Here is a 12,920-nt window from a genome sequence, read left to right as displayed (position 1 = left end):
TTATCTTAAATCTATAAATGTGATTGGTTTTCTGCTGTTCGGATTAAAAACAGTTTTAGACAGAATATCAAAATCTACGATTTCAATTTTAGGACTTACCCTCAGTTTTGCCCTGAAATGATCCCGAACTTCATTAACGAAGGTTTCCTGGTCCTGGTCTGTGCTTAGTTTGATGATAATTTCATCCAAACCGATTTCATTCGACTGAATAACAATCTGATAGCATAATATAGTATTAAAATCATTTAAAATATCATTCATTGCAGGCGGATACAATGTTGTTCCTTTGTACTTGATCATCTGCTGTTTTCTTCCGACAACGGGACCAAGCCTCATGGTATTTCTTCCACAGCTGCAGGGCTCGTAATGCGCCTTTACGATATCTCCTGTTTTAAAACGCAGCAAAGGAACAGCCTCAACACCTAAAGTGGTGATCGTCAGCTCACCGTTCTCTCCTTTCTGCACAGGATTTCCGTTATCATCAAGAATTTCCGTGATAATCAATTCCGGGTGATGATGACCTCCGATCTGGAACTCGCATTCCGTGAAGGCTGTGCTCATTTCTGTAGAAGCATAGGTTGAGAATAACTTAATATTCCATTTCTCTTTGATTTTCTGCGAAAGAATATTGTCTGTAAAATCCTGATTTTTGATGCTTTCACCAATGCAAACTGCTCCGTAGACACTGGAGTTTTTATAGTCCAATCCATGTTTTTCGGCATAATCAATCATCTTCAAAAGAAAAGACGGAACTGTGATGAGGTATTTAGGTTTGTACCTTAGAATAGAATCCCACTGCAGTTCCGGAATACCGGGACCCATTCTTACCACGCTGGCACCCATTTTTCTTAGTCCCAGAAAATAGGCAAGACCTGCCATAAATCTTTTATCGATTGTGGTGATCATCTGCACTACATCTCCTTTCTGAATTCCGGCGCAGGCAAATGAAATGGCTTCATTATAGGCCAGTCTTTCAAGATCACTGTCTGATAATCCGAAAGTTACCGGATCACCCAAAGTTCCTGAAGTGGTGCTGTAGTCTACAATTTTATCCGGTGAAATACAGAAAAAATCATGATTATGTTCCTGCAGGTCATTTTTTGTGGTGGTAGGAATTTTTTGCAGATCTTCTAATGTCTGAATATCCGAGATATTGATACTGTTCTCTTTAAACAGTCTCTGATAAAAAGGCGAATGGGTTTGAAGATACGTTAACAGTTCCTGGAGCTTATGCTCTTGAAACTTTTTAATGTCCTTAAGGTCTGATCTTTCGATGTCCGGATAGAATTCCAATGATTTAATTTTAAGGAACAAATTTATTTAATTAAAATTAAACGTTTGAATGAATAAAAAATTAAAAACAGGAACCCGCAATATTCTACCTCTGAAAAGTAAAAGTCTGTATATTGGTATTTCCGGCCGTATTGGTTGTTGTTACTTTCAAAGTATGTGAACCTGAGCCTTTGGGACATTTCTCATCAAAAACATAGATAAAGTCATCTTTTACCCGGGCAAAGCGGAGCCATTTCCCGTCCAGTTCCGCACGGAATGATATGATGTCACCAATTTTAGTTCTTCCATTCAATCGTAGAGTACTGTTCTTTATAAGCGTTTCGTCCTTCCAACCTGCAGAGACATATGGTAAACTTTGATCTAACAAGAGAGTTGCTGTTCCCAACCTGTTAAACTCTGCTTCTACTTTATCACCGCTCCATTTTCCTTTGACAACATCCGTATCACTTCCATAATCGAACAAAACAACTGTTCTTTCTTTTTCTTTATCCGATAATTTTCTGTTGGGCTTTATTTTCAAAGTATAACCATCATGAACCGGAATATATGGAGTATGAAGAATAACGGTGTTGGAAACAGCATCTGCATTGGAGCTTAGCTTTTCATCCATCTTAAAATTTACAGCATCATACAATGCATTTTTGCTGAGACTGATTTCGGCATTTCCCGTACTTACTGTTTTTGCTTCATCCGGTTTCACCAATTGATCCGAAGAAGTAACCTGCTGCGAATTTCTCGCATAACGGACTTTTGTAATCAGCTTACTTGTATTTCCATTGACGTCCTTTAAAACAATCTCAATATTGTGAACACTGTCATCCTCGAGGCGAATAATTCCTGTTTTACCGGATAAATTGTAATTTTTCAGTTTCATTCCCGGTAATTCAGATAAATGCTGGATGCCCATTTTATCTCTTGAAAACTTTGTGTAATCTATACAGCCATTAATATATCGGGTATCGTCATAGCTCACTTTATCAATGGAAAAGCTATAGATCAGCTGACCATCCATCAACAGCTCTGCCTGATAAATTCCAAGATTAAACCCCTGATTGGCTTTATCCACAGCTTTAACCGCAAAGCTTATTTCCGGTGAAGTAACCTGAATAACATCTGTTGTATATGCATTTCCGGCTTTTTTAACTGCAATTCCATTTGCACCAGGCTCATAGGTGCTGAAACGACGGTCATACCAATATAGCCCGCTGATCGAAGGAACAACACGGTCCGGAATATTAAAGCCAAAAAGCAAAGGATTAATACATTCTTCCGTTTTTGTATCTCTTATCTCAAAATGTAAATGCGGTCCTGCCGAACCTCCGGTATTTCCACTCAAAGCAATGAGCTGACCTTTAGAGACGGGAAACTGTCCGGGAGAAAAAGTGATATCCTGTTCCCATTTTTCGTCTTTATATTGTCTTTCTTTTACATATTCGTCCAATTTATCGAAGTATTTATTTAAATGTGCATATACTGTGGTATAACCATTCGGATGGGTAATATAAACAGCATTTCCGAAGCCGTATCGTTCCACTTTTATCCTGCTTACATAACCGTCTGCAGCGGCAACAACGGATAGGTTTTCCTGGCTATTGGTTCGCAAATCCAAACCCATGTGAAAATGATTGGAGCGGACGGCTCCAAAGTTGGCAGCCAACTGCATAGGAATATTCAGAGGGTTCCTAAAATAATTTTGTGGGTAATTAATCTGAGCACCTATTGTTATTATATTGATGAAACAGATGACGAATAGAATTTTACATAAGTTTTTCATACAGCATTAGGGTTTGAGGTTATTTAAAATTAAGAAATTTTACATAATGATGAGTAAGATTTTTAATTAGTTTTGGCTAAAGCCAAAAGATGGGCTATACTTTTTAAGCGGGCTAAAGCCCGCTTCTATTGATAAAAATGGATGTAAATTATAATAAAAACAACAGTAAAAGTTGGCCTATTCACCATTCACCATTCACTTTTTACCACTTCCCTCATTTATATTTCTGAAATTGAAGTTTTTAATAGATATAAGCTAAATAAAACATATCTTATAAACCGACAAAAATCACTAAATTTGCAGACTTAATTAATCAACGATATTGAGATATTTACAATGAGCCAATTTAAAGAATACAAAAACCTCAACCTTATTGACGTAGCCGAGAATGTAGCGGAATTTTGGAAACAGAATAAAACGTTCAGTAAAAGTGTTGAGATTCGCGAGGGTAATGCCGAGTTTGTTTTTTATGAAGGTCCGCCTTCAGCAAACGGTATGCCCGGAATTCACCACGTTATGGCCAGAGCATTAAAGGATATTTTCTGTCGTTTCCAGACTCAGAACGGGAAGCAGGTTTTCCGTAAAGCGGGCTGGGATACACACGGACTTCCTGTGGAACTGGGCGTAGAGAAAGAATTAGGAATTACGAAAGAGGATATTGGCAAAAAAATCTCTATTGAAGATTACAACAAAGCCTGCCGTGAAGCGGTAATGCGATATACAGACGTATGGAATGACCTTACGGAAAAAATCGGATACTGGGTAGACCTTGAGGATCCGTATATCACGTATAAGTCAAAATATATGGAGACGGTTTGGTGGTTGCTGAAGCAATTGTATGATAAAGAATTATTATACAAAGGTTACACGATCCAGCCTTATTCTCCGAAAGCAGGAACAGGACTATCTTCCCACGAGCTGAATCAGCCGGGAACGTACCGTGATGTTTCGGATACAACGGTTGTGGCACAGTTCAAAGCGAAGAAAGAAACTTCTGAACTGTTCAGTGATGTGGATGGAGACGTACATGTTTTAGCATGGACGACTACTCCATGGACTTTACCTTCCAATACAGCACTTGCAGTAGGGAGAGATATTGAATATGTTTTGGTTAAAACATTCAACCAATATACCTTTGAACCTATCACCATTGTATTGGCAAGGGTTCTTTTACCTAAAGTATTCGGTAAGAAATATGCAGAAGGTACAGATGACGATTTTGCCGGTTATACTGAAGAAAGCAAAGTGATTCCTTTCAAGATATTAAAAGAATTCACCGGAGAAAAATTGGCAGGAACCCAATATGAACAGCTGATCCCGTGGTTTACACCGGAGGAGTCACCTGAAAAAGCTTTCAGAGTGATTATCGGAGATTTCGTAACCACCGAGGACGGTACCGGTATCGTTCACATTGCCCCTACATTTGGTGCTGATGATGCAAGAGTAGCTAAAGAGGCAGGAATTCCTCCCATGTTGATAAAAGACGGAAACGACAATCTGGTTCCGTTGGTTGACCTGCAGGGTAGATTCATTAAAGGTGAAAATGTACCTGAAGTATTTTCAGGAAAATATATCAAGAACGAATATTATGATGACGGAACTGCTCCTGAGAAATCATGGGATGTGGAACTGGCAATCGTTCTGAAGACTGAAAATAAAGCTTTCAAAGTAGAGAAATATGTTCACAGTTATCCGCATTGCTGGAGAACTGACAAGCCGGTATTGTATTATCCTCTTGATTCATGGTTTGTGAAAATGACCGCTGTAAAAGACAGACTGGTTAATTTAAACAAGGAAATCAACTGGAAGCCGAAAGCTACCGGAGAAGGACGTTTCGCGAACTGGCTTGAAAATGTGAACGACTGGAATTTATCCCGTTCAAGATACTGGGGGATTCCGTTGCCAATCTGGAGAACGGAAGATCTTAAAGAAGAAAAGATCATAGGATCTGTAGAGGAATTATACAATGAAATAGAAAAATCTGTTGCAGCAGGATTCATGAAAGAAAATCCGTTCAAAGGTTTTATAATAGGAAATATGTCCGAGCAGAACTATGAATTGGTTGATCTTCATAAAAATGTGGTGGACAAAGTGGTTCTGGTTTCCGATTCAGGAAAAGCAATGAACCGCGAGAGCGACCTTATCGACGTTTGGTTCGATTCAGGATCTATGCCTTATGCACAGCTGCATTATCCTTTTGAAAATAAGGAAATGATCGACAACAATAAAGCATTCCCTGCTGATTTCATTGCAGAAGGTGTTGACCAGACGAGAGGTTGGTTCTATACCCTTCATGCGATCGGTACCGCTGTTTTTGATTCGGTTGCTTATAAAAATGTGATGAGTAACGGTCTTGTTCTGGATAAGAACGGGCAGAAAATGTCAAAACGTTTAGGAAATGCTGTGGATCCTTTCGAAACACTTTCCGTATACGGTCCGGATGCTACCAGATGGTACATGATCTCGAATGCAAACCCTTGGGAAAACCTGAAATTCGACATCGAAGGAATTGACGAAGTGAGAAGAAAGTTCTTCGGAACACTTTATAATACGTACTCGTTCTTTGCATTGTATGCCAATGTGGATGGCTTCAATTATACGGAAAAAGAAGTGGAAAACCGTCCGGAAATCGACAGATGGATCCTTTCTGAGCTTAATCTTTTAATCAAAGAAGTAAAAGCATTCTACGAAGATTATGAACCGACAAGAGTAGCAAGAGCAATCAGCACATTTGTGAATGATAACCTGAGCAACTGGTACGTAAGACTGTGCAGAAGACGTTTCTGGAAAGGAGATTATTCTGATGATAAAATCTCAGCTTACCAGACTTTATATACGTGTCTTGAGACTGTGGCGAAATTATCAGCCCCTATTGCTCCGTTCTTTATGGATCAATTGTATCAGGATTTAAATAAGGTAACAGGAAAAGAAAACTGCGAATCTGTGCATTTAACAGACTTCCCTGTAGCTAATGAAAGTCTGATAGATCAGGATCTGGTGGAAAAAACACATTTGGCTCAGAACATCACGAGCATGGTTTTCTCCCTGAGAAAGAAAGAGAACATTAAAGTTCGCCAGCCCTTACAGAAAGTATTGGTTCCGGTTCTGGATGCGAAAACTGAGGAGCAGATTTTAGCCGTTGCAGACCTGATCAAGCAGGAAGTGAACGTGAAAGAATTACAGCTGATTAATGCTGAGGAAGCATCTCATTTAATTGTAAAACAAATCAAGCCGAATTTCAAAGCTTTAGGTCCTAAATTAGGGAAAGACATGAAAACGGTAGGCGGAGAAATTGCGAATTTCAGCACAGAGCAGATTGCCAGCCTTGAAAAAGAAGGAAAAATAGATATTCAAGGGTATGAGATCACCCTTGATGATGTAGAAATCTCTACAAAAGATATCCCGGGATGGACGGTAACTTCCGACGGGAAAACAACTGTGGCATTAGATTTGACGTTAACAGAAGAATTAAAATCTGAAGGTATTGCAAGGGAGTTCATCAACAGAATTCAGAATCTGCGAAAAGAGAAGGACTTTGAACTGACGGACAGGATTAAAATCTCCATTGAAGAAAACTCACCTTTCATTGAAGATGTTAAGAAAAATGAGGAATATATTTCATCTGAGGTCTTGTCAAATAAAATAGAAATTGTATCTTCACTTTCAAATTTTAACGAAATCGAAATAGATGAGGTTAATTTTAAGATAAATGTCGAAAAAAATTAACATATAGTTATTGTATTTCAAATTCCATTTCATAATTTTATTAAAAAAGAGAAAAGAATATGTCAGACGAAAGAGTAAGATACAGCGATGCTGATTTACAGGAATTTAAAGCTATCATAAGAGAAAAAATAGAAAAAGCAGAAAGAGATCTTCAGCTGATCAGAGAAAGCTTCATCAATGACCAGAATAATGGTACAGACGATACTTCTCCTACATTCAAAGCTTTTGAAGAAGGAGCAGAAACGCTGAGCAAAGAGCAGAACTCTATATTAGCAGGACGCCAGGAAAAATTTGTGCGTGATCTTAAGAATGCTTTGATCCGAATCGAAAATAAAACCTATGGTGTATGCAGAGTGACAGGAAAGCTGATCCCTAAGGAAAGACTTTTAGCCGTTCCTCATGCTACGCTGAGCATTGAAGCGAAAAATATGCAGAAATAAACCGTTAAGGTTTGTAAAAATACTATTGGGTTTATATCGTATTCACGGATACTTTATAAACCTAATTTTTAATGTATACCCATGAGCGAAGTATTAATTTTAGCAATTATTGTTGCTGCAGTTTTACTGTTTTTCAATAGAGAATGGATCAAAAACAGATTCTTTCCTGACCGGCAGAAGAACTACACCATTGATGATCAGTTTAATTCTGATAAACGTGAAAGGGAAAAAGAAATTGACAGAATTTTGAGTAAGATGGGCAAAAACGGGGTTAGTGACCTGTCTGCAAAAGACCGGAAAAAACTCGATGAGCTGTCCAAAATGTAACATTTAAAAAAGAAAAGAAAATGGAATCTATCATAGTACATCCTAAAAATCCTATGGAACTGAGTGCACTGAAAAGTGTTTTAAAAGATATGAACATCAGATACGAGCGTGCTCAGACCAAAAATACGTTCCATACAGAAAAGGTAGCCAAGAAAATCTTTGACAAGAAAAATTCTGAGAAACCTTCTAAACCAAAAGGACAGTAATGAAAAAGATCTTAGCTATAACATTTTTAGTATTGTTAATTGATCAGGCTTCAAAAATTTACATCAAAACCCATTTCAATCTGGATGACAGTGTTACTGTTCTTCCGGGCTTTAAACTGACTTTTGTAGAGAATCCGGGAATGGCTTACGGGCTTCATTTCGGAGGTATTATCGGGAAATATTTCCTGGTGATCCTTAGACTTTTCTTAATTGGAGGAATGGTTTATATGTTCAAAAAATGGCTACAGCAGGGAGCATCCAACTATCTTTTGATCCCAATGGCTATTATTTTTGCCGGTGCCATTGGAAATATCATTGACGGAATGTTTTATGGACTTATCTTCGACAGCGGAACAGTTTACGACCCAAGCATCGACCGATGGATAGGATATGGAGGAGTTTCGAAGTTTGTTCCTTTCGGACAAGGTTATTCTGCTTTTATGAAAGGCTGTGTAGTAGATATGCTTCACTTCCCTCTGGTAGACTGGTATGTTCCTGATAATATCCCTTTGATTGGTGGTAAACACCTTGAATTCTTCAAGTATATTTTCAATGTGGCCGATTCTGCCATTACGGTAGGAGCTGCTTTATTATTAATATTCAGAAAAAAAGCTTTTCCTAACGGACTTGAGTTTTAAAAAACAGTATTCCGGATGAAAAAAGTAATCAAAAATATTTTTAAAATTTTCCTGCTGCTTGTTGTAGCGGGAATTATTTTTATAGCCTGGGCTAACTACAGTATCAGAAAAGAAAGCAGCGCTTTTGTTTCTTACAATATCTCTGATGTTCCTGAAACCAAAGTGGCTTTACTCCTCGGAACCGGGAAGAATCTGAACAACGGCATGCCGAATGCTTATTTCTACAATAGGATACAGGCCGCCATAGACCTGTATAAAAGCGGAAAGATCAAATACATTATCGTAAGCGGAGACAACAGCACCAAAGATTATAATGAACCGGAAGATATGCAGCTTACTTTAATGAAATACGGCATTCCAAAGGAGAGGATTATAATGGATTATGCCGGATTTCGTACTCTGGATTCCGTGGTAAGGGCAAAAGATATCTTTGGACAGCAGAAGCTGGTGATCATTTCACAGAAATTCCACAATGAAAGAGCTGTTTTTCTGGCTAAAAAAAACGGAATAGAAGCTTTCGGGTATAATGCTAATGATATAAATAAATACGCCGGCTTAAAAACCAACCTCAGAGAGTATCTGGCCAAAGCAAAGGTTTACTGGGATTTGCTTTTCGGAGTACAGCCGAAATTCGGGGGAGAAAAGATTATTATTCCTTAACTCTCTTCCTGAAAAATACCCTGCTTTTTAGCTTAAAAATTCTCCGCAATTTTAATTTCACACAAACATCTGTGCAAATCTGTGTAATCTGCGGGAGAATTAATTAAATTTGCAATTCATTAATTTTTTATAAATAATTTAAACAAATGTCAAGAATTCTTACCGGCATTCAAGCCACCGGAACCCCCCATCTTGGAAATCTTCTTGGGGCGATTATTCCTGCTATTGAACTTTCCAAGCAGGAAGGAAATGAATCATTTTTATTCATTGCGAATCTTCATTCTCTTACCCAGATCAAAGATGCGAAGGTTTTAAAACAGAATACCTACGAGATTGCTGCGGCTTGGCTTGCTTGTGGGCTGGATACAGAAAAAACATATTTTTACAGACAGAGTGATATCCCTGAAACCTGTGAACTTTCTTGGCATTTATCATGTTTTTTTCCTTACCAGAGATTAACCCTTGCTCATTCATTTAAAGATAAAGCAGACAGGCTTCAGGACGTTAACGCCGGACTGTTCACCTATCCTATTCTGATGGCTGCGGATATTTTACTGTATGATGCAGAAATAGTTCCTGTAGGAAAAGATCAGCTTCAGCATCTTGAAATTGCCCGTGATGTAGCATCAAGGTTCAATAACCAGATGGGGGAAGTTTTTGTACTGCCTCAGTCTGAGCTTCAGGAAGACACGAAATATGTTCCCGGAACAGATGGCCGTAAAATGTCTAAATCCATGGGAAATATCATTAATATATTCTTACCTGAAAAAGAGCTGAAAAAACAGGTAATGAGTATAGAAACCGATTCTAAAGCTCTGGAAGAACCAAAAGACCCTGAAACAGATAAAGTTTTTGCGATCTATGAATTAATTGCTACTCCTGAGCAGACGGAAGAATTAAGAGCTAAATACTTAGCCGGAAACTTCGGTTACGGACACGCCAAATTAGAACTTTTAAATCTGATTTTAACCCGTTTTGCAAAAGAAAGAGAAATGTTCACTTATTATATGAACAATCTGGATGAGCTGGAAGCAAAACTTCAGGAAGGTGCTGCAAAAACAAGAGTAGTTGCAACAGAAACCATTAAAAAAGTAAGAGCAAGCTTAGGAATTTAAACATTAAGATACCAAAGCATTGTTTTTAGAAAGAATAAAGCAATGCAATCCATCTTCAAACTCATAGACAATATCCCATCCGGGATATTGTTTTGTTATAGTCCTGATGATAGACAGTCCCAAACCGGTAGAACTATGGTCTGAGCCCTGCTTATAAAAGCGGTTGAAGATCTGCACTTTGTCCAATGGAACACCATTACTGCTATTCCGGAAGACGAGCCTGTTATCTTCTATAATGATATTGACAATCCCCTCCTGATTATTATATTTAATTGCATTTTTAAGCAGATTGGAAAGCAGGATATCCGCCAGATCAGGATTAAAATCTGCCCCAAAGAATCCTTTTTCAACAATGCTGACTTCAATTTTTTTGAATTCGATAAAATCCTCATAGCTTTTAACCAGTTCCGCAATCATTTCATTGAAATTTACTTTTGCCATTTTATTGAACTGACTATTCTCTATTTTGGAAAGCATCAGCAGGGATTTATTCAGTCCTGCCATTCTTCTCAGGTCTCCTTTCACTTCAGTAAGGAAATTCATATTCTTCTTGTCAAGATCATCATTCTGGATCTTCAGATCGATCTTATTAGTCACAATAGCCAGCGGTGTCTGAAGTTCATGAGATGCATTTTCAATGAATTGCTTCTGCTGATGGAAAACAAATTCGTTCCGTTTAATCATTTCCTCTATTTCCACATTAAGCTCTTCAAATTCTTTGATAGAATAATTCTGAGGTTCCTGTAGGGAAGAAGCTCCGAACTGGTATTTCTTCAGCCTGTTTAAAATGGCATAGAACGGACGCATGGCTTTGTTCAGCATATACCCATTGACAGCAACAATACTGATCACAAGTAAAATATACAGCACGATTAAAGCTGTAGTCAAGTCATACACCAGCTCGTCCTGCTCTACAGTAGAAGTCCGTATTTCAAGTCTCTGGCGTTTTCCGAACTGATCTATAAAATCGGTCTCAAGTACGCGGTAAGGCTGGTCCTTATCATCATATTCCATATAGAACATCTTGTTATAGAGCCTGTTTTTATCTTTATATTCAGATTCTGAAATAGGCTTGATCTTAAATTCGTTAAATCCGAAATCTTTACTGTCCAACAGTTTAGGATCGTGATATACGGCCTTAATGATTTGTATCTTTCTGTCTTTCAGTCCGTCATCTACATTATCATAAACTTCGTCCAGGATATAGGCATAAAATAGCGCTGCCCAGACCGCAATGATCAACAGCAGAATGCCGATCATATATTTGATAGTGTAATATTTTAAGGAAACTTTCATTTAGACAAATTTATAACCAATTCCGTAAACGGCATGGAAATCGGCTTCTGCATTGAGGCTTTTCAATTTTTTACGGAGATTTTTAATTTGTGAATAAATAAAGTCCAGACTGTCTGCCTGGTCAATATAATCTCCCCAGATGGCTTCAGCCAAAGTCGTTTTCTGCAGCGTTTTTTTCGGGTGGATCACAAAATAGTACAGGAGATCATATTCCTTACGGTTAAGAATCAGATCTTCATTCCCGACTTTAACGGTTCTGTTTTCCGGATCAATGCTGATGTTTTTATAGGTAATTGTATTTTCCCCATCCTGATTCTTTCTTCTGATTACAGACCTGATTCTCGCCATTAACTCAGCAAGATGAAAAGGTTTTGCCAGATAATCATCGGCCCCTATTTCCAGTCCTGCCACCTTATCATCAACAGAATCTTTGGCCGATAGAATAATCACAGGATCTTTCTTATGCAGCTTCCTGATTTCTCTCAGTAGGTCAATTCCATTTCCATCCGGCAGCATAATATCCAGAAGAATACAGTCATATTCATACGAAATGATCTTTTCCAGCCCTGTATTGTACGTAAGGGCAAATTCTACAATAAAACGCTCTGCTTCCAGAAAAGTCTGTACAGTATCTTTCAGTTCCGGTTCATCTTCAACAATTAATATCTTCATCCTTCCAGTATTAGCTTCTATCAAATATATAAAAATAGGGAGGAAGATCGAAGCTTGAAGTTATTTCCGGGAAACAGATGCCCATCCATTATTTACACAATATCAATTGAAAGATATTCAATTGATACTGCAACTTAAATAGCTTCCATCCTCCATCTTCCCTCGTCCCGCATATTAGTCATCAATTCTCTTGAAGTTTCCTTTTCTGTCAAATTCAAGATCCAGGCCGTTGGAAAGTTCTGCTTTATAAGACCATCTTTCTTTTTCTATCTTAACGATATAGGTATTTGGAAAGTTCTTAGCAGCATAGTTCCTGATCGATGCCGGAATAAATGCATAAGGCAGTTTCTGATGTTTTCCGTCCACTTCTTTCCAGTCTCCGCTACTGTCGAATTCTACCTTCATCCCGTTGACCAGATATACCTGGTATTCATCAACACCATAGATTTCTCTGTCTTCGATTGCCGATCCTATAGCAACACCTTTAAAATGGGAGGCAAGGAAATTTTTAGCCGTTTTAGGCAGTTGATTGGCATTGATTGTTTTGTCCTGCGCAAAAATAAATCCGCCTGCCAGTAAGAAAATTAAAACGAATGCCCCGGTGATTTTCCTAAAATTTCTCATAATCTTAAATTTTTTCTGTTTTATTATGGAGCAAAGTTCAGAATCAATTTAGGAAAGAATTAGGAAAAATGAAAAGTGGAGAATGAATAATGAAAAAAAATTGAACCATTAAGATCAGATAAGTGTTTTAAGAAAATTAAGAAAGCTGC

At 38.0% G+C, this 12,920-nt stretch carries 12 protein-coding genes; 7 read left to right on the top strand and 5 right to left on the bottom strand.

All coding sequences use genetic code 11. The features are described 5' to 3' along the window. On the bottom strand, nucleotides 1–1,293 hold the full coding sequence (gene flxY / locus DRF61_RS15445) for a flexirubin biosynthesis putative acyl-CoA ligase FlxY (RefSeq protein ID WP_111958723.1): 1,293 nt from the start codon (nucleotides 1,291–1,293) through the stop codon (nucleotides 1–3). A gap of 85 nt (nucleotides 1,294–1,378) precedes the next feature. Further along, the gene (locus tag DRF61_RS15440; protein WP_111958623.1) at nucleotides 1,379–3,067 is read right to left on the bottom strand and encodes a M23 family metallopeptidase; all 1,689 of its coding nucleotides are present in this window, start codon (nucleotides 3,065–3,067) and stop codon (nucleotides 1,379–1,381) included. A gap of 336 nt (nucleotides 3,068–3,403) precedes the next feature. On the opposite strand from DRF61_RS15440, the gene ileS reads away from it, so the two are divergent. The 7 genes from ileS (at nucleotide 3,404) to trpS (ending at nucleotide 10,179) form a co-directional block, all read left to right on the top strand. Beyond that, the gene (gene ileS / locus DRF61_RS15435; RefSeq protein WP_111958621.1) at nucleotides 3,404–6,793 is read left to right on the top strand and encodes an isoleucine--tRNA ligase; all 3,390 of its coding nucleotides are present in this window, start codon (nucleotides 3,404–3,406) and stop codon (nucleotides 6,791–6,793) included. Between the two features lie 59 nt (nucleotides 6,794–6,852). After that, on the top strand, nucleotides 6,853–7,233 hold the full coding sequence (locus tag DRF61_RS15430) for a TraR/DksA family transcriptional regulator (RefSeq protein WP_048505480.1): 381 nt from the start codon (nucleotides 6,853–6,855) through the stop codon (nucleotides 7,231–7,233). Between the two features lie 81 nt (nucleotides 7,234–7,314). Next, nucleotides 7,315–7,560, top strand: a complete 246-nt coding sequence (locus tag DRF61_RS15425; RefSeq protein WP_111958619.1) for a DUF6576 domain-containing protein — start codon at nucleotides 7,315–7,317, stop codon at nucleotides 7,558–7,560. Between the two features lie 20 nt (nucleotides 7,561–7,580). Then, nucleotides 7,581–7,766 (top strand): DUF2683 family protein, encoded by a 186-nt coding sequence (locus DRF61_RS15420; RefSeq protein ID WP_111958618.1) that lies wholly within the window; start codon nucleotides 7,581–7,583, stop codon nucleotides 7,764–7,766. Further along, nucleotides 7,766–8,404 (top strand): lipoprotein signal peptidase, encoded by a 639-nt coding sequence (locus DRF61_RS15415; RefSeq protein ID WP_111958616.1) that lies wholly within the window; start codon nucleotides 7,766–7,768, stop codon nucleotides 8,402–8,404. The genes DRF61_RS15420 and DRF61_RS15415 overlap by 1 nt, the downstream gene beginning before the upstream one ends. 15 nt (nucleotides 8,405–8,419) lie before the next feature. Further along, a complete protein-coding gene (locus tag DRF61_RS15410; RefSeq protein ID WP_111958614.1) occupies nucleotides 8,420–9,064 on the top strand; it encodes a SanA/YdcF family protein in 645 nt (214 codons plus the stop codon). A gap of 146 nt (nucleotides 9,065–9,210) precedes the next feature. Beyond that, nucleotides 9,211–10,179 carry a tryptophan--tRNA ligase gene (trpS, locus tag DRF61_RS15405; protein ID WP_111958612.1) on the top strand — a complete coding sequence of 323 codons (969 nt, stop codon included), beginning with the start codon at nucleotides 9,211–9,213 and terminating at the stop codon, nucleotides 10,177–10,179. A 3-nt stretch (nucleotides 10,180–10,182) separates the two neighbouring features. Here the strand turns inward: trpS and DRF61_RS15400 are convergent, their stop codons facing one another. From DRF61_RS15400 to DRF61_RS15390, 3 genes are all read right to left on the bottom strand, one after another. Next, nucleotides 10,183–11,475: a sensor histidine kinase gene (locus DRF61_RS15400; RefSeq protein WP_111958610.1), complete on the bottom strand. Its 1,293-nt coding sequence runs from the start codon at nucleotides 11,473–11,475 to the stop codon at nucleotides 10,183–10,185. Further along, a complete protein-coding gene (locus DRF61_RS15395; RefSeq protein WP_111958608.1) occupies nucleotides 11,476–12,147 on the bottom strand; it encodes a response regulator transcription factor in 672 nt (223 codons plus the stop codon). A 174-nt stretch (nucleotides 12,148–12,321) separates the two neighbouring features. Then, nucleotides 12,322–12,771: a PepSY-like domain-containing protein gene (locus DRF61_RS15390; protein WP_111958606.1), complete on the bottom strand. Its 450-nt coding sequence runs from the start codon at nucleotides 12,769–12,771 to the stop codon at nucleotides 12,322–12,324. Nucleotides 12,772–12,920 lie beyond the last annotated feature (149 nt).

The sequence above is a fragment of the Chryseobacterium lathyri genome (assembly GCF_003290185.1).
In the GTDB taxonomy this organism is placed as follows: Bacteria; Bacteroidota; Bacteroidia; order Flavobacteriales; family Weeksellaceae; genus Chryseobacterium; species Chryseobacterium lathyri.
The sequence above is the reverse complement of the archived record's forward strand: the minus strand, read 5'-3'. Positions and strand labels throughout refer to the sequence as shown.